18 protein-coding genes and 1 tRNA gene are annotated in these 16092 nt (G+C 49.6%); 8 read left to right on the top strand and 11 right to left on the bottom strand.

All coding sequences use genetic code 11. The annotated features are described in order from the left end of the window. From rplK to ON05_RS15880, 6 genes are all read right to left on the bottom strand, one after another. Entirely contained in the window at positions 1 to 426 is a 426-nt protein-coding gene (gene rplK, locus ON05_RS15905; RefSeq protein ID WP_010475526.1) for a 50S ribosomal protein L11, read from the bottom strand. A 7-nt stretch (positions 427 to 433) separates the two neighbouring features. After that, complete coding sequence (gene nusG / locus ON05_RS15900; protein ID WP_010475524.1) at positions 434 to 1054, bottom strand: transcription termination/antitermination protein NusG; 621 nt, start codon at positions 1052 to 1054, stop codon at positions 434 to 436. Between the two features lie 6 nt (positions 1055 to 1060). Beyond that, complete coding sequence (secE, locus tag ON05_RS15895; protein ID WP_262561853.1) at positions 1061 to 1498, bottom strand: preprotein translocase subunit SecE; 438 nt, start codon at positions 1496 to 1498, stop codon at positions 1061 to 1063. A 114-nt stretch (positions 1499 to 1612) separates the two neighbouring features. Next, a tRNA-Trp gene (locus ON05_RS15890) sits at positions 1613 to 1685 on the bottom strand. Positions 1686 to 1820: 135 nt separating this feature from the next. Further along, a complete protein-coding gene (rplS, locus tag ON05_RS15885; RefSeq protein ID WP_010475520.1) occupies positions 1821 to 2183 on the bottom strand; it encodes a 50S ribosomal protein L19 in 363 nt (120 codons plus the stop codon). 114 nt (positions 2184 to 2297) lie between these two features. Further along, positions 2298 to 5003 carry an EAL domain-containing protein gene (locus ON05_RS15880; protein WP_010475518.1) on the bottom strand — a complete coding sequence of 902 codons (2706 nt, stop codon included), beginning with the start codon at positions 5001 to 5003 and terminating at the stop codon, positions 2298 to 2300. 259 nt (positions 5004 to 5262) lie between these two features. On the opposite strand from ON05_RS15880, the gene ON05_RS15875 reads away from it, so the two are divergent. Further along, a complete protein-coding gene (locus ON05_RS15875; protein ID WP_010475516.1) occupies positions 5263 to 6051 on the top strand; it encodes a cobalt-precorrin-6A reductase in 789 nt (262 codons plus the stop codon). Positions 6052 to 6107: 56 nt separating this feature from the next. Further along, positions 6108 to 6950, top strand: a complete 843-nt coding sequence (locus tag ON05_RS15870) for a 2OG-Fe(II) oxygenase (RefSeq protein ID WP_010475514.1) — start codon at positions 6108 to 6110, stop codon at positions 6948 to 6950. Between the two features lie 11 nt (positions 6951 to 6961). Here ON05_RS15870 and dcd read toward each other — a convergent pair whose 3' ends face one another. Both dcd and ON05_RS15860 read right to left on the bottom strand, forming a co-directional pair. Continuing rightward, complete coding sequence (dcd, locus tag ON05_RS15865; RefSeq protein ID WP_010475512.1) at positions 6962 to 7558, bottom strand: dCTP deaminase; 597 nt, start codon at positions 7556 to 7558, stop codon at positions 6962 to 6964. A gap of 16 nt (positions 7559 to 7574) precedes the next feature. Next, positions 7575 to 8111 (bottom strand): P-loop NTPase family protein, encoded by a 537-nt coding sequence (locus ON05_RS15860; RefSeq protein WP_010475510.1) that lies wholly within the window; start codon positions 8109 to 8111, stop codon positions 7575 to 7577. 240 nt (positions 8112 to 8351) lie between these two features. Between ON05_RS15860 and rph the strand changes: the two genes are divergently transcribed. After that, a complete protein-coding gene (rph, locus tag ON05_RS15855) occupies positions 8352 to 9071 on the top strand; it encodes a ribonuclease PH (protein WP_010475509.1) in 720 nt (239 codons plus the stop codon). A 4-nt stretch (positions 9072 to 9075) separates the two neighbouring features. Here the strand turns inward: rph and murF are convergent, their stop codons facing one another. After that, a complete protein-coding gene (murF, locus tag ON05_RS15850) occupies positions 9076 to 10422 on the bottom strand; it encodes a UDP-N-acetylmuramoyl-tripeptide--D-alanyl-D-alanine ligase (protein WP_010475508.1) in 1347 nt (448 codons plus the stop codon). A gap of 67 nt (positions 10423 to 10489) precedes the next feature. Continuing rightward, positions 10490 to 11299 carry an HpsJ family protein gene (locus ON05_RS15845; protein WP_010475507.1) on the bottom strand — a complete coding sequence of 270 codons (810 nt, stop codon included), beginning with the start codon at positions 11297 to 11299 and terminating at the stop codon, positions 10490 to 10492. A 113-nt stretch (positions 11300 to 11412) separates the two neighbouring features. Here ON05_RS15845 and ON05_RS15840 point away from each other — a divergent pair, with 113 nt between their 5' ends. From ON05_RS15840 to ON05_RS15820, 5 genes are all read left to right on the top strand, one after another. Then, positions 11413 to 11643, top strand: a complete 231-nt coding sequence (locus tag ON05_RS15840; protein WP_010475506.1) for a hypothetical protein — start codon at positions 11413 to 11415, stop codon at positions 11641 to 11643. Positions 11644 to 11647: 4 nt separating this feature from the next. Further along, positions 11648 to 13171 (top strand): Rieske 2Fe-2S domain-containing protein, encoded by a 1524-nt coding sequence (locus tag ON05_RS15835; protein ID WP_010475505.1) that lies wholly within the window; start codon positions 11648 to 11650, stop codon positions 13169 to 13171. 140 nt (positions 13172 to 13311) lie between these two features. Beyond that, complete coding sequence (locus tag ON05_RS15830; RefSeq protein ID WP_010475501.1) at positions 13312 to 14505, top strand: Coenzyme F420 hydrogenase/dehydrogenase, beta subunit C-terminal domain; 1194 nt, start codon at positions 13312 to 13314, stop codon at positions 14503 to 14505. Positions 14506 to 14511: 6 nt separating this feature from the next. Continuing rightward, the gene (locus ON05_RS15825; protein ID WP_010475499.1) at positions 14512 to 15099 is read left to right on the top strand and encodes a DUF3611 family protein; all 588 of its coding nucleotides are present in this window, start codon (positions 14512 to 14514) and stop codon (positions 15097 to 15099) included. A gap of 3 nt (positions 15100 to 15102) precedes the next feature. Next, positions 15103 to 15495, top strand: a complete 393-nt coding sequence (locus ON05_RS15820; protein WP_010475497.1) for a DUF1823 family protein — start codon at positions 15103 to 15105, stop codon at positions 15493 to 15495. Positions 15496 to 15732: 237 nt separating this feature from the next. On the opposite strand, the gene ON05_RS15815 is transcribed toward ON05_RS15820, so the two are convergent. Continuing rightward, a complete protein-coding gene (locus ON05_RS15815) occupies positions 15733 to 16041 on the bottom strand; it encodes a hypothetical protein (protein ID WP_010475495.1) in 309 nt (102 codons plus the stop codon). Positions 16042 to 16092: the final 51 nt, after the last annotated feature.

Raw genomic sequence — 16092 nt, 5'->3', positions numbered from 1 at the left:
TTAATCAACGACAGCAACGCCCATGTTGCGGGCCGTTCCAGCCACAATGTTCATGGCTGCTTCAATGTCATTGGCATTGAGGTCAGGCATTTTAGTCTGGGCAATTTCTTGCAGTTGGGCCTTGGTAATTTGCCCTACTTGGACTGCATTGGGTTCTCCTGATCCCTTCTCAATGCCAGCAGCCTTCTTGATAAGGACAGAAGCGGGTGGCGTTTTGAGAATAAAGGTAAAACTGCGGTCTTCGTAAACTGAAATCTCAACCGGCACGACGAGACCAGCTTGATCAGACGTTTTGGCGTTGTATTCCTTACAGAACATCATGATGTTGACACCATGTTGTCCTAAGGCGGGTCCAATGGGGGGAGCAGGGTTGGCTTTGCCAGCTGCGATTGCCAATTTAATAATTGCTACTACTTTTTTTGCCATGGATGAATTACTCTTTTCGCACCTGATTAAATTCCAATTCTACGGGGGTATCCCGCCCAAAAATCGAAAGTAGCGCTTTGAGCTTGTTACGCTCAAGGCTAACTTCAATTACTTCACCCTCAAAGTCTTTAAATGGACCATTGAGGACTTGAATCTTATCGCCAACAGACATATCGACTTTGACCACAGGCTCTTGCTCTTGAGCCTGGCGGAAAATCCGCTCGACTTCTGAAGGGCTGAGGGGCATCGGTTTAACATGGCCGCGGCCACGCCCGTATCGGCGTTGCTGTTCGGCACCGACAAAGTTGATGACGTTGGGGGTGTTTTTGACCACCTGCCAGGTTTCGTCATCTAAAATCATGCGGACTAGTACATAGCCGGGGAAGACTTTCTCTTCGCCTGTTAGACGGCTACCATCTTTCCGAACCTTAATAGTCGGGGTTTGTGGAATTTCAATCTGAACAATACGGTCTGCAACATCTAGTGTTTGCAAACGCTGTTCAAGATTGTGCTTGACTTTTTTCTCACACCCAGACGCCACTTGAACGGCATACCAATGCCGGATCTCAAGGGGGCCTTCAGGGACTGAACTAACAGCCGGAGTGGTACTTAGGGGGTCATCAGTCATGGGCACTTATCCAAATACGAGTGTGGAAACCCACCTAAACAAGTTATCGATGAAAGAAAAGATGAAGGCAGAGAGGGAAACCATCAAAAAGACTGCAATTGACTCACTAATCAGCTGTTGCCGATCAGGCCATACCACTTTTTCGAGCTCTTCTTTTGTGCCTTGAAAAAAACCGGTTGAGCTAGCGGCATTGGAGCTAGTGGCTGCTATAGCCGCTCGCTCTGGAGCAGGACTAGGACTTTCTGCAGAATCCCCAGCACTAGCAGTAGTGGCAGCCAATGGCTCAGACGTCGCATCAATGTTGGATGGAGGTGACGGCTGACTGTTTGCTGCGTTGTTTTTTTTCTTTCTTCTTTTAGCCACTTTTGCTAATCCTTGGATACCAACTGCTGGGTATTTATACCCCGAGCTTGCCCACGACCGACTATAAATCGAGCTTGCCAACTAAATTGGCTATAGATAAGGCAATTGCGTTTAAGCAAACCTAGGGCATGAGTTGAAAATCAATCTGGTTGACTCAGCCCATGACACAGTCCATCTAAACTGATCTGAATTGAGCGCGCCCTGGAGGACTCGAACCCCCGACATCAGGTTTTGGAGACCTGCGTTCTACCAACTGAACTAAAGGCGCATAGGGCTACCTAGATGGACTGAGTAGGTTTAGGGTCTCAAGGACCTCTCTACTTTCTCAAGTTTACCTTGCTACGGTAGCACTGATAGATGATTGAGGCTGGTTGGATAATGGGCGAACCACACCAAACTCTCTCTACAGCTCTCGATCAAACCGTTGCTTGACACGAGTTGCCTTGCCGACGCGATCGCGTAAGTAATACAGCTTCGCTCGGCGCACTTTACCTCGGCGAACCACCTTAATATTGGTGATGCGAGGAGAGTGAATCAGAAAAACCCGTTCTACACCGACACCTTGGAAAATCCGCCGAACGGTGATGGTCTCATTGATTCCACCATGACGCTTAGCAATGACAGTCCCTTCATAAGGCTGGGTGCGCTCTTTATTGCCTTCTCGGATTTGAACTCCGACTCGGACAGTATCGCCAACATAGATTGTTGGTAATGTTTCTTTGAAATGCTCCGCTTCAATTGAGCGAATGATCTCCTCAGCGTGCATAATTTTTCACAAAAAGTCACAAGATCTAAGGATACTATATTTCCTTACCAATCGTCCATCATTCATGATGGCTTTTGAAATCAAGAGTGAAGGTGAGCTCAGGATGAAATGAGTCTAGGTTTGTACAGAGGTGGATTGACTTAATTCTGGACTAGAGACTAGGGTTCGCAAGAGAGATTGGGATTGGTTCCGTTGGAGCCAGTTGGCTTGCAGGATATCCGTTGTACTATCGACGCTCAAGGGACGGCTAAATAAATAACCTTGAACAATTTCACAATTGAGGGATCTGAGGAGTTCTAGCTGTTCTTCATTATCCACACCTTCGGCCACCACTTTTAGGTCGAGGCCTTTGCCTAAGGCAATCACTGCATTGATAATTTCCACATCCTTAGAGGCGGGCTTTAAATCTTGAATAAAAGACTGATCAATCTTGAGGGTATTGAAAGGGAGCTGCTTCAGATAATTGAGGGAAGAGTAGCCGGTGCCAAAGTCATCCATGGCGATATGAACCCCTAGGGCCTGCAAATTACAGAGAATGGATTTCGCAAATTCCATATTTTTAACCGCAATGGTTTCTGTAATTTCCAGTTCGAGTTGTTGCGGATTGAGGCCGGTACTTTCTATGACCTGGGCCACAATTTCAACTAAATTCGGTTGATAGAACTGGCGAGCGGATAGATTAATGGCAACGGATAAAGGCGCTAATCCCAGTTTGTGCCAGAGTACGGCCTGTTGACAGGCGGTTCTTAACACCCATTCTCCCAATTCAACAATTAAGCCGGTTTCTTCTGCGATGGGAATAAAGGTGGCTGGTGAGACTAAACCCATTTCTGGATGCTCCCAGCGCACAAGGGCTTCTAGACCGACAATTTCGCCGGTGCAGATATTGACCTTAGGCTGATAGTGCAAAATAAATTCATCGCGATCTAGGGCATGGCGCAAGCTGTTTTCCAGAATGAATTGCTCTTTGGCATTCATCGTGGGGTTATATAGCTGGCATGTGCCTCGACCCTGTTCTTTGCTGCGATATAGGGCAACGTCTGCATTTTGCAATAAGATTTCTGCTTCTTGACCATCTTCGGGATAAATGGCAATGCCAATGCTGGTGGTGACAAATAATTCATGTCTGCGAATGACAAACGCCGCTTTGAGTGCATCCAAAATGCGATAGGCCGTATTGATAGCGTCGTTGACAGACTCAATTTTGGGAAGGAGAACCGTAAATTCATCACCACCCCATCGGGCAACCGTGTCTCCATCTCGCAAACAATCCTGGAGACGAAGGGCTACTTCTTTAAGAAGCTCATCACCGATGGAGTGTCCTAAGGTATCGTTGATCAACTTGAAGCGGTCTAAGTCCATAAACATGACGGCAACGCTGCCATTGTTGCGCTGGGCAGAAGCTAAGGCGATATTCAGCCGATCGTTGAAGAGGACACGGTTGGGCAGATCGGTGAGGGCGTCATGAAAGGCTTGATGGCGGATAATTTCTTCTTTGTCTTGCCGCTGTAGTGCCGCGCTAATACTGGCTGACATGGCAAATAGAATGGATTCTTCTTGCAGGGACCAGTGATATTCGCGGGTGCAGTTATGAAGTTCAATAAATCCCCAAAATCGGTGATTGACAATAATGGGAACCACTAAAATCGACAGAATACTGTCTTGGGCTAAGACCTGTTGTTCGATTTCGGGCAAGTCCTGAACCAGGCTGCGAATGGTGACCTCGTCGGTTAAGGCGTGATACCAGCGTCTGAGATGGGGGGAGTGATAGCTTTGCTCTTGTCTATGAGGGCGGTGGCGCACGGATTCAATGGAGGAGCGAACCCACTCAAACCGCATGCTAGTTCCGCTTTCGCCGGTATCCGGTAGCGTGTGATTTTTGCAAATACAAATGCGATCAACTCCAGCTGCTTCACCTAAAATTGCCAAAGCAGTGTCAATGGCGTCGTATCCAACATTTTCTAGGAGATGTGTAGTGGCTTGAGCCACGCTCTGTAGTAAGCGATCGCGTTTGCGGAGCTCAGCTTCGGCTAGCTTGCGCTCGGTAATATCAAAGACGCAGCAGCGAATTAGATCGCTCTCAGAAATAAAGTGAATCGATTGCTCATACATCTTGTCGGCAACAGTAATTTCCCGGACCAAAATGTTGGTATCAGAGGTGTGGATGAAATTAAGGAGGCCGTTTAAAGCTGGATGCTGCATTCCCAATAAAGGGAGTTCTGGAAAGGCACTGACTGCGGCTGGATTGAGATACGTCAGTTCTCCTTCGAGATTAATTTCCAGCATGGGGCTGGGAGAAATTTCGGGGAAAGAGGCCAGTCGAATGAGAGGGGCCTCATCCAAACCTTCCTCTTCTAGGGCTGAAGGTTGTTCGGGGACGACGGTCGATTGAGACGCAGGAGGGGTGAAGAGGGCTTCATAATCGGCGGTACGACAATATTCCTCAAATTCGGCATCAGATTGAGGAACAACGGCAATGTATCGGGCTTTGATGTGGTTGCCAAAGGTGAGCAGATCTTGATCTTGCAGGCGACGTGACCGACATTTAACGCCATTGACCTTAATGCCATTGGTGCTGCGTTGGCCTTGTAAATCGCCATCAATCAGTAAGAAGCCATAGTTATTGGGATCAGAGCTGGTCACCCGCAGTAATAACGCATGCTGACGGGAAACTGCTTTTGAATGCAGCACTATGGAATTGGTTGGATCACGCCCCAAAGAGTGTGAGGAGGCCTCTAGAGGCACCAACCTTAATCCTTCTTTGTCCTCAAAAATGAGTAAATGTCGGGCCTGTTTTTTCTGATTGATTTCCACAACCAAGTCGTACTCAAGTCTATTGAGAGTTGTTAAAAGGCTTATAACAGCAGTGCCTTTTGGTTAGGTACCTGCGTTGATATCGACAACCTCACAACCTATTGCTAGGTTTCCCCCCTTGAGGTAGAACGAATTGGTTCTTAATCCCTAGGATGCCCAAAAAAGTCTAGTTAGAGAGCATTTTTCTTTAAGTGTTGATTTAGCTGTCTGGTCATAGACTCAGTGTTCATTTATGTTAAAGCTAATTACTCGCAATTGACTGAAGATGCCTGCTCGAATTTGGCTAGTTGGAGGGACAACGGAAAGTGTTCAGTTAGCTTCTGCATTAGATGGTGCGGGTCTCCCTGGCGTGATTACAGTCCTGACTGACTCGGCTCAGGATCTGTATCTTCAGTCATTGGGCTTAAGAGTTTGTACAGGCGCTTTGACTGATCAAACCTGGCCAACATTTTGTCGAGACCAACAAATTGGCGCGATTTTGGATGCGTCTCATCCCTATGCCACAGAGATTTCGAAATTGGCCATACAAGTATCCACTCAGCTTCAGATTCCTTACTTACGATTTGAGCGGTCTTCTAGGGCTGATGACTTAGCGGCTAATCCTTGGGTCGTGGAGGTTGATACCGTTGCGCAACTCGTGCATGGGCAATACCTAGAGGGGCAGCGGGTTTTATTGACGATTGGCAGCAAATGGCTACCGCTGTTTCGAGAATGCCAATCCAAAAGCACATTATTTGCGAGAATTTTGCCTCGTGCTCAGGCATTTCGGGCGGCAGTGGATGCGGGATTGAGTTGCGATCGCATTATTGCTTTGCGCCCTCCTATTTCCTTCGATCTGGAAAAAGCCCTTTGGCAGCAGTGGCAAATCTCCGTTGTCGTTACGAAAGCGTCTGGCCAGCCTGGGGGGGAAGATATTAAGCGTCGTGTGGCTCAGGCCTTGGGCGTTACCTTGATCATCATCAAGCGACCTATAGTGCCCTATCCCCACCAAACGAGCGATATAGAAACCGCTGTGCAATTTTGCCAAGCTGCCCTCCACCAGAAACCGGTCTAAGATGTGGGAGACCAGACAGCTGATGTGGGCTGCCACGATTTGAAATCTATTCAGCTATGACCCCACCTTCTATCGTTAAAGTCGACTTGCTCCTCCAGGGCGGACATCATCAAACTGTTTATTTGCAGGCTACAGATCCGCTGCTACAGCGTTTGTTTCAAGCGGTTTCGGTTACGTCTCAGCCGCCAGAATTGTTTCAAATCCCGTTACAGGCGGGCCATGCGGGGCTGTGCTTTTCCAGCCAACATTTAGTAGGTTTGGTGACGGAACCTCCCATGTATATTCAGCCTACGTTCAATCCAGCGCCCTTAGAGGTGCTCCTCTCTCCCTATGTGCAGATGGATCAGTTTTTGACGGCTGCTGAACATCAGGCTTTACTCCAAACCACCATTCAACAAGCATCTGCGTTTGTACCTACCCAAACCACAACGGATACCCCTGATTATCGTCAGTCCATGATTCTGCCGAATGTAGATGGCTTGGCCCAGCGGGTGATGGAACGCATTGAGCAGGTCTTGCCTGCCGTGTTGACACAGCTGAAGCTACCTGCTTTTCAAGCCTCGGAAATTGAAACTCAGCTCACGTCCCACAATGATGGCAACTTTTACAAGTTGCATAACGATAACGGCAGTCCCGATACAGCGACCCGTGAGCTGACTTACGTTTACTACTTCTATAAAGAACCCAAGCCCTTCTCAGGGGGAGAGTTGCGGGTGTATGACAGCAAAATCGAAAATAACTTTTACGTCCAGGCAGACACGTTTCAAACCGTTGATCCCCGCAATAACAGCATCGTCTTTTTTCTCAGCCGTTATATGCATGAAGTGTTACCAGTGACCTGTCCCTCGAAGCAGTTTGCCGACAGTCGCTTTACCATCAATGGTTGGATTCGGCGTTAATACATCGGGGATCACAACCGGGCCAGGGTGACCTGTTCATCTTGGTCTTGATATTTCCCTTGCCGGGTTTCGTAACTGACGGTGCAGGGCTCGCCTTCAAAAAAGAGCAGTTGGACAATGCCTTCATTGGCGTAAATCCGGCAGTCGGCACTGGATGAATTCGAAAATTCCAGGGTTAAATGCCCCCGCCAGCCGGCTTCTGCGGGGGTCAAATTGGCGATGAGGCCAATACGGGCATAGGTGCTTTTGCCAATACAGATGACCGTGACATTTTCCGGCACCGCTAAACGCTCAAGGGCGACTCCCAAACCATAGGAGTGGGCTGGCAAGATAAAATAGCTGCCATTCTCATCCGTATGCAGGGCTGCGGGTTCTAAATTTGCAGGGTTGAAATGCTTGGGATCAACGATGGTGCCAGGGATGTGGCGAAAGACACGAAATTCGTTGGCACTCAATCGCAAATCATAGCCATAGGACGATAGACCATAGCTAATCACGCGCTGAGAGACCCCTGGATCGCCTTCCACTTCCCGTACGAGCTGGGGCTCAAAAGGGCTAATCATGCCTTGATTAGCCATCCTGGTGATCCAAGCATCATTTTTGATCACAGAAACCTCTTCAGGACTAAGGGCAAACGCTGCGTCGCATCTCAGTAATTTGGTCGGCGACATCCATCAGGGACGAGGGCATATTCGGCCCCGTCAAAATCATATCAATATGCTGAGGACGCTGCTGAATCAACCCTAAGACTTCTGATTCGGGAATGAGATTGAGATGGAGGGCCAAACTGAGTTCATCCAAAATCACAAGGGAGTAATCCCCATCTGCGATCGCAGTTTTCGTATGCTGCCAAAGATCTTCCATGGCTTGCATTTCATCGGTCTCTAACTCTGGTGTATCAATACAGCGCGGTAAATTGCAGCGATACCAGTCCAAATTTTGACAGAGGTGCATGGGGTGGTGGTGGCCCATATTGATGCCCCCTTTCAAAAATTGGACGACGAGTACCCGCGTTCCTTGCCCAGCCTCCCGAAGTGCTTGCGCCATTACTGAGGTGAAAAAACTGCGATGCGGTGCAGTGAAGATTTTGACCAAGCCTTCGACAATATGGCGTGATGGAGAATCAACTGCGCGGGGAGGAGTATCTAGCTGGGCTACCATAGTTTAGATGCTAACAACAGATGTAGCGTTCACCTGTAACTTTCCCCCATAGTCAACACCATATCTATTGGATCCGTCAACATTTTTATGGGAAGTATTAAGTTTTGAAAGAATCTTTTACTAAAGCCCGGATTTCGAGTGGGTGATCTAGAGTATGCTGGTTGGGATTTAAATTGGCTCACCCACAATACTTAGGTCAGTGGTGGATGCCAACCCCTGTGTAGTTGAGAATAAGCATACATGACTTGGCAACGTCCTGATGGCCGTCAACCGGATCAGCTTCGACCGATTCGGTTTCACCGAGAGTATACCCACTTTGCCGCTGGATCGGTACTGGCAGAATGTGGACAGACGAAAGTTCTGTGTACGGTTTCTGTGCAGCCCGGTGTCCCCCGATTTTTAGAAGACACGGGTCAGGGGTGGTTAACGGCAGAATATCGCATGCTACCTGGAGCGACTCCAGAACGGCAGCGCCGAGAACTGATGAAATTATCGGGACGCACCCAAGAGATTCAGCGGTTAATCGGTCGGAGTTTGCGGGCAGCCCTCGATTTACAGGCTTTGGGAGAGCGTACCCTCGTGGTGGATGCCGATGTCCTACAAGCCGATGCAGGAACGCGCACGACATCCATTACGGGTGGATTTGTGGCCCTTGTGGATGCGGTGAATCAGCTAGTGAGCAAGGGAGAAATCTCCCAATCCCCCATTCGTCATCATGTCGCCGCCGTATCGGTGGGGTTGCTAGAAGGTCAGCCCTTTCTAGATCTCAACTACCCAGAAGATGTCGGTGCGGCGGTGGATTTGAATGTCGTGGCAACGGAACAGTTAGAGCTGCTAGAAGTCCAGGGGACGGCTGAAGAAGGCACCCTACCTCGTCCCCAGCTCAATCAAATGTTAGACCTGGCAGAAATTGGCATTCAACAGTTAATCGAGGCCCAGCGTCAGGCGTTAGCCTCGTAAGCGCCTAAGCCTTGACTTGGGTGAGATGGTCGACAATGCGGTCTAGCCCCACGGAGTGGGACGCTTTGCAGAGGAGACGATCGCCTGGCTGAATATGCTGATCGAGATAGTCCATCAGGGCTTGATGCTTAGCAAACTGCTCTGTGGGGACTGTGGTTGTTCCCTCTGCTAAGGCACTCCCTTCCGGTCCTTGATCTAGGATCAAAAGCTGATCAATGTTCAGTGTTTGGACAAGATTGCCCACTTGGCGATGGAGTTCGGGGGCATAATCGCCCAATTCTTTCATGGGACCCAGTACCGCAATTCGCCGTTGGCCGGGTGTTTGGGCGAGTAAATGGAGGGCTGCCTGCATGGATTCCAGGCCCGCGTTATAGGTCTCATCTAGAACCACCACATCGTTAGGCAGGGTGAGTTTACGAGCGCGACCGGAAGGAAGTTCCAGGAAAATACCTTGCTGTAGGGGTGCGAGATCCAAATGGAGATGCTGGGCGATGGTCAGGGCGGCTAAATAGTTCAAGGCATTATGAGCCCCTGGCAGAGGTAAGGGAAAAGAATGGCCCGCTACCTGTAGTGTTTGATCCGCTAGCTGTCCTCGTAAATCGCCAGAGTCTAGGCCATAGGTGACTTGAGCCCCCGACCACACGGTTTGAGCCGTTTCAATCAGTAAGGAATTATCGGCATTGAGAACTGCCAGACTATTTGCAGGCATATGGGCTAGTAGCTCACATTTGGCTTGGGCAATGGCTTCTCTAGATCCTAGACGACCAATATGAGCAGTGCCGACATTGGTGATCACGCCAATGGTGGGTTGGGCAATCTGAGACAGTTCCGCGATTTCTCCTGGCCCCCGCATCCCCATTTCCACAACTGCATAGTCATGATCGGCGGTTAACCCTAACAAGGTTTTGGGGACGCCAATTTCGTTGTTGTAGTTGGCCTCGGTTTTGAGAACGGATCCAGCCGTACCAAGGACCGCTGAAATCAGCTCTTTAGTGGTGGTTTTACCGACAGAGCCTGTAATGGCAATAATCGGGATTTGAAACTGCTGTCGCCACCATTGGCCCAAACGCTGATAGGCCAATAAGGTATCTGGAACCACTAGTTGAGGAATGGCTGCATCGATGGGGTGATCGACAATCGCAGCTATTGCGCCCTGCTGCACTGCCGACTCTGCAAACCGATGACCATCAAAGTTCTCTCCCGAGAAGGCTAGAAAAATTTCCTGGGGTTTCAGGCTGCGGGTGTCCGTATTAACGCCTTGAACCTGCTGGGAGGTTAAAGCATCAGGGATATGAAGGGGCTTTGCGGCCAGAATCTCAATTAGTTGGGTAAGGGGAGCCTGCAAGGTCATGGGAGAGGATGTTCTAAAGACTGCTAGTCATTATCCCCTAAACCTTGCTGGCCGTCTGCTGATGGCCCTAGTTGGAAGAGTCTCGTAGTCCGGTCCAGCCAATGCTGGCAAATGCGATCGCAAGTAATATACTTCGAATTCCTGCCCGCAGACGAGTCATGGATCGTTCTCCTTCTGCCCGTTTGACCACCTCAGCTTTACGCTTTTCCGCATCCGCTAACTGACCTGCAACTTGGGTTTGTTGCTGTTGGAGCTGCTTGACCCGAGCGTCTACATTTTGTTTCAGTACCTGGGGATCTTTCTTGAGTTGGGTAAGGGCGGCCTTTTGTTGGGGCGGCATTTGGGGATTATTGAGTAGCTGATCGAGCTGGGTGGGGTCTTTACCGATGGCTTGCCATTGCTGCTCTTCGACTTTGACCTGATTGAGCTGCTGATCAATGGTGGCTTTGTTACGAGTCCATTCTGCTTCAACTTGATCGAGGGCTTTCTGAATCACATCTCCGGTTTTGGCATAGTGAAACGGAATAATCAGTAAGAACATCAGTCCTAGAACACTGGCGAAGACAAAGGTCCAGAATTTGGGATCTTGCCAGGCTGCCCGCAGTTCCTTATCGTCTTGAGCATCAGTAACCAGGGGTGGCTTGGTATATAGATGAAACCAGAAACCCGCATAAATCAGGGATAAACCGATCAGGGGAATAACGCCGCGATCGATTAAGTCATTGAGTAGGGTCAATTGGACTTCGGCATTGCCAAGCTGGGGCGAGGTCAAGCGGACCAGAAAATCTAGAAAGAAGGTCAGGATTAGAATCAGACCCACCAAGGTCAGAACCCGGGATGAGGGCGGCAAGTTAGGGCGGTTCTCAGAGACGGTCATGAGTCACTTTAGGTTGAGGGTGGACAGCGAAATAGAGAATAAGCGAGTCTAAACAAGCCGGAGACAAATCGAGTTCAGTATTCCTCGGATGCTTGTCAAAGCTTCTGGGGATTATGATTCTTATTCTTTGGCCTTTTGTCAAACCGAGGCCTTTCATCTCCATCATCTTTGAGTTAGTGATGGTGAAGCGAGGTCAGCGGTTCCTCGATTTTAAGCGGATCGGTGAGAGGGACAGTGCCAAAATGCATCGGTTTGATGGCGAAGTGGCCTGGAATCGATTAACCCGTGGAACGTTGAGGATTATATTGGGGAAGATGAACCCTAGCTGCGAGCGCAATTGTTAAGACAGTGACGACTCAAAACCGCTTGTCCCTTGATCCAACCCATGATGCCTCTCAGCAGGTTGAGACCTCATCCTCCATTGCAGACGCTGAAACGTCCCTCGCCACACCTGAACAATTTCAATGGACACAACAATGGTATCCAGTGGCAGTGGCTGAGTTCTTGGATCCGAAAAGCCCTCATGCCATTCAGTTGTTGGGAAAAGAGCTGGTGATTTGGCATGATCAGCAGGGAAAATGGCATTGTTTTGAAGATCGCTGTCCCCATCGCCTTGCACCCCTATCGGAAGGACGAATCGAAGTCGATGGTACCTTAATGTGTGCCTATCATGCCTGGCGATTTGACGGTTCAGGGCAGTGCTTAGATATTCCTCAAAGTCGTGATTTAGAAACGGCCAAACAGAATCGAGCCAACCCACGATCTTGTGCGATTTCCTATCCAACTCAGGTGCAGCAGGGGCTTATTTGGGTGTGGCCCGATCCCAGTGAGAATTCCCAGTCTCTCCGCCAGGAGCGCTCTCCTCGGATTATCCCGGAGTTAGAAGAGTTGCCCGATCGAGCGATTCAATTGTTCTGGTATGTGCGAGATTTGCCCTACGGCTGGGACTTTTTTATGGAGAATATTGCGGATCCAGCCCATGTACCGGTGTCTCATCATGGCATTATGGGCAATCGCTATCGAGATGCCAATTATTACGATATGAGTCCGGTTCGGGAGGTGTCGACCCAAGAAGGCTTTGCCTTTGATATCACCCCCCTTGCCAATACGATTCTCAGAAAGGCCGTCCATAATTTTCAGCCCCCTTGTCATATGCGGATTGAAACCACCTTTGCTAGGGATGGGCAGATGATTTTGGCGCTTTATGCGAGCCCCACTCGCCCAGGCTGGTGCCGCCATATCGGTTGCCAGGTGTTAATTAAAGATAAGGATGGAAAAACCCCTCCCGGTTTGGGCTTTTTTGCTTGGCCCATGCCGAAATGGCTCGGCCATGTTTTGGCCCCCCTCTTTCTCCATCAAGATTTAGTGTTTCTCCACTATCAGGAAAAGCGCATTGGGCATCAAGAACCGGGAGATTGGCTGGAAACGGTCTATACCCCTAATCCCCAAGACAAGATGGTGATTGCCCTACGGCAATGGATCAAAACCCGTGCAGGCGGAGGGATTCCGTGGCAATGTGATCCCCAACTCCCACCCCCTCAGCGCGATAAGGAACAGCTCTTTGATATTTGGAACACCCATACTAAAGATTGCCAAGCTTGCCGTGGGGCCTTAAATCGGATTCAGCAGCTAAAAGTCGTGATGTGGGTCAGTGCGGTGGTTTGTTTTGGATTGGGGGTGATGCTGGATGCGCGATCGCAAGCCCTATACGCCATCACTCATCCTGATACTACGTTGCTCTTGATGGCTCCTCCGCCTGAGTTTTGGGAGTTAGTGCTCTGTAGCGTGGTTTTCGTGACGGGGGGCTATTTACTCCAGCGATTTAGCCGCATGTTTTATGTGTATACGTTTGATCATGCCCATAATGATTAGCGGCTCCTAAACTCATCCGGCGAAGGAAAAAAAGAGGAGGCTTGGGTCGCGGCCCCGAAACTGTTTACAATCGGAATGCGATATCACCATTTAGTTCGGTCTCCTGCCTTTGCTTCGCAGGACTGAACCCTAATTTAACTATGACTGCGGTACAACCCCATAAAAAAGCCAAAGCCCTCAAGTCTACGAGTCGCCGACCGGCTAAAGAACTCTGTAGTGAATGTGGTCTGTGCGATACCTACTACATTCACTATGTAAAAGAAGCCTGTGCCTTTTTAAATCAGCAGGTGGCTGAATTAGAAGAAAAGGCCCACGGTCGTAGTCGTGACTTGGATAACGAAGATGATTGGTATTTCGGGGTCAGCAACCAAATGATGACGGCCCGCAAGGTCGATCCCATTCCGGGGGCGCAATGGACGGGCATTGTCAGCACCATCGGTATGGAAATGCTGAAGCAGGGCAAAGTGGACGGCGTCGTCTGTATCCAAAATACCGATGAAGATCGGTTCCAACCCAAGCCGATTATTGCCCGTACCCCGGAAGAGGTGTTGGCGGCTCGGGTGAATAAGCCCACCCTCTCTCCCAATCTCTCGGTGTTGGAGCAGATTGAGCAGTCGGGGCTGAAGCGCCTCTGTGTAATTGGAGTGGGATGTCAAACTCAGGCTTTGCGGTCTGTTCAGGATAGCTTAGGACTAGAAAAGCTGTATGTTCTGGGAACCCCTTGTGTAGACAATGTGAATCGAGCTGGGTTGCAGACCTTTTTAGAAACCACGAGCCGATCTCCAGATACGGTCGTCCATTACGAATTTATGCAGGACTTCCGCATCCACTTTAAGCATGAAGACGGCTCGATTGAGACGGTGCCTTTCTTTGGCCTGAAGACCAATAAGCTCAAGGATATTTTTGCCCCGTCCTGCATGAGCTGCTTTGACTACACGAATTCCCTGGCGGATCTTGTGGTGGGTTATATGGGGTCGCCCTATGGCTGGCAGTGGCTTGTGGTCCGCAATGAAACGGGGCAAGAAATGCTGGATCTGGTGATGGATCAGCTGGAAACCCAGCCCGTTATTTCTGAGGGCGATCGCCATGCAGCGGTGCAAAACAGCATCCCTGCTTATGACAAAGGTGTCACCCTACCCATGTGGGCAGCGAAGCTGATGGGTGTGGTGATCGACAAGATTGGTCCCCGAGGTTTAGAATATGCGCGGTTCTCCATTGATTCCCACTTTACCCGGAACTACCTGTATGTGAAGCGCAACTATCCTGATAAGGTAGATGCCCATGTACCTGAGTACGCCAAGCGCATTGTCAGTCAATATGACTTACCGGACTAAACCTGCATGACCCGACCGTCTGACGCTCTATCCCGGTCGCCCAATTTGAAAAATTTGGGTGGTGCATTCCGCATTGTCGGTTGGATCAGTTTCTGGATCAAGGCGGTGCTAGGCATCATCTCGGGAGTAACGGTTCTATTCGCCTTTTTCAGCCGTGCCAGTAATCCAAATCAGGCGGGCAATACGATTAGCGGCTTAGGGCTGTTATTCACAGTGGCCGGCATTTTGCTCTTGGGGGTGAGCGTTTTCTGGAGTTTTCGCTATACCCGCTGGGGACGTCGTTTTTTAGCGCCGTCTAGCGCCAATGCCCCTTCCAAAGCCGCCACTCTGAGATTGCTGAAAATGGTCTTGCTCACGGATCTCGTAGGTATTTTGGTGACCGTGATTGGGGGAGAATGGTTTGTAGGGGCGATCATCGGTAAGGCCATTTCTCAAGGGGTAGCGGTATTTAGCCTGAACCCCAATCAACTGGTAGAACCGATTGATCTATTTGTGATTCAAGCCTGTATTAATACGATTGCGGGGCAGTTTGCCGGTGTGGTTGCGTCGTTATGGCTGCTCCAGCGCACCACTCAACAGCGTCCAACGGGATGATCTATGTCTGTGCCAGAATCTGACTTACCGGAATTAATATCAGAAACTTTTTGGGCCATCTTGGACGACAAAATTCCTGATGAAACAGTTAATCGGATGCTCTGGTATCACTTGGGCTATCGCTATGATCCGGTCTCGCAGGCATGGGATGTTTCGCAAGTGGATGAAACCTGGACAGAAGTCTACCCAGATCCGCCAGACTTTATTGGCAGTCGTCCTGCCACTATCAAGCTCACCCGCTCCATTCCCAAAGAAAACAAACAGCTGCTGAAATCAGAATTAGGCTTTGGGGGTTACACGGTCGATGAGCTTAATCCGCGCCGGACTCGCCGGGCCACTGCCGTGAACTGGTTTTTGAACTACCTGAAGAAATCCGCAGCCTCAAATGCTGGGTGAGTCGCGGTTTTACGACCTATAGAGAGGGATGTTGTGGGTGAGATCTCACGAGAAAGGCACTGATTTAGAAGAATAAAGCCTACTACCAAGACATGTCTTAGTAGTAGGGGGCAAATGAAGATGGATTCAGTGACTTTCCAGGGGAAAATCACTTGCACTTCAACATGGGTCGATTGCTATCAGCAAACGGCCCTGCGTCGTGGGGTGTATCAACTGGTCATCCTCAATATGATGGGACTAGTTCAAAATATGGGCTGCACCATTGGGACTACGGGTGATGATTTTAAGAGGTTCTGAAGACTGGGTCGTAGTGTCGCGTCCTGATTCAGTCTGGGTAAGAGGGGCTGTATCATTCAGACTCTGGGTTGTTCTTGAGGAACCTTGAGCGATCGCAGGTACAGAACCGTTGCCTATGTTGACCGGATGGGTAGCAAAATTGGGACCACGGGTGAGGGTGGTTTCAGCCAGGGTGGGTGATGTAAATCCGATGCTGTGGAGCGTCAGGCTGGTTAAGAGCGATAAGGCAGTTCGAGTCGTGCGTTTCATGTCTGTGATCCAACTTCATTGATTCCAATGTAAGAGGGGTATCTGAAGCTG

The sequence above is a fragment of the Acaryochloris sp. CCMEE 5410 genome, from assembly GCF_000238775.2.
GTDB lineage: Bacteria > Cyanobacteriota > Cyanobacteriia > Thermosynechococcales > Thermosynechococcaceae > Acaryochloris.
This window is presented reverse-complemented; position numbering and strand designations above follow the sequence as displayed.